Here is a 1,239-nt window from a genome sequence, read left to right as displayed (position 1 = left end):
TATGAGACCAAATCGCTGGTTTCAAGGTCATGAGTCTCTACCAGACTAAGATAAATTGAAGCATTTTTGTGGAAATAAAGCGAAATATGGAAGACAAAAGATAAATGCATTCTGAAAGGCTACACAGCATGTTCGTCCCGCTAATTAATAATATCTTTATTATTGTATGAGATAGGTAATTTAGCATTTATGAATTTGTAATGTGTTGCATATAGCTCAAAGAAATAAGGTTTACTGGTTACACGCTGCAGCCAATGCCACAACACTAGGACCTATGTTTATCTGCATGTTAATTTGCGTTGTGATTTTATGGAGGTCTTCTGTTACCTATGCTAGTGAAAATTTGGAGATACAGAAGGCCTTTGATAGTGTTGTCAAGCATATAAAAGCTGATAAAAAATATAAAGATCTTGATGTTATTGAGAGAAAAAGTGATAAATTTAACATCAAAATTGCGCAGAATTCTGGCAAGAGTTTTGACATATACTCTACTTTAAAAAAAGCAAAAGATTCCTTTGAATCAGGAGATAATGAAACAGCTATTTCTCTCCTTAATCAGATCATTGCAAAGTTTCCTTATCATAAAAATGCTTTAATTGGATTGGGAAATATTTATTACGCTAATAAAGAATACAAAAAAGCTGTAGAGATTTACACAAGACTGTTAAAAGAACACCCTAGTAACCCTTACATATTAAAAAATTTTCTGACGATAATCTCACAATATGATCCTGATCTGGCGTTGAGTGAAATGTTAAAATTGTATGATATACATAAAAATTATGCTCCTTTATTAGCAAATTTAGGTCTGATCTATATGAAAAAGGAGGATTATGTAAAAGGTAAAGAGTATATGATAACTGCTATTTCCCTCGATGAAAACAATATTTTTTATACTTATAATTTAGCTGTTATTCTAGATAAACTTTCAGATTTTCAAAATGCTACAATATTCTACTTAAAGTTGTTAAACATGGCTACAACTTCGAAAGATGTGAGTGAAAAAATACCTTTATACAAAGTGACAGCAAGACTAAAATTTATAAAACTTCACAGCACGCACCCAAAGATTTCATAAAAGCTTATAGCTTACCTAAAGCTAATTTATCGTATCTGTTCAAGGGAGTGGCTAATGTGCAAATATTGAAGCAAAGTGTGTGACACACAGCTGTACGAACATTTGTTTGCAAAGGTATAGCATTTCTCATAATAGTCCGAACAGGTCATAGGAAGGCAGAA

1 protein-coding gene is annotated in these 1,239 nt (G+C 31.9%); it reads left to right on the top strand.

The window, feature by feature from the left end:
- Positions 1–202: 202 nt before the first annotated feature.
- Positions 203–1,078, top strand: a complete 876-nt coding sequence (locus DEF52_RS06005; RefSeq protein WP_007548480.1) for a tetratricopeptide repeat protein — start codon at positions 203–205, stop codon at positions 1,076–1,078.
- Positions 1,079–1,239: the final 161 nt, after the last annotated feature.

This window comes from Wolbachia endosymbiont of Nasonia oneida, assembly GCF_009012935.1.
GTDB classification, from domain to species: domain Bacteria; phylum Pseudomonadota; class Alphaproteobacteria; order Rickettsiales; family Anaplasmataceae; genus Wolbachia; species Wolbachia pipientis.
This window is presented reverse-complemented; position numbering and strand designations above follow the sequence as displayed.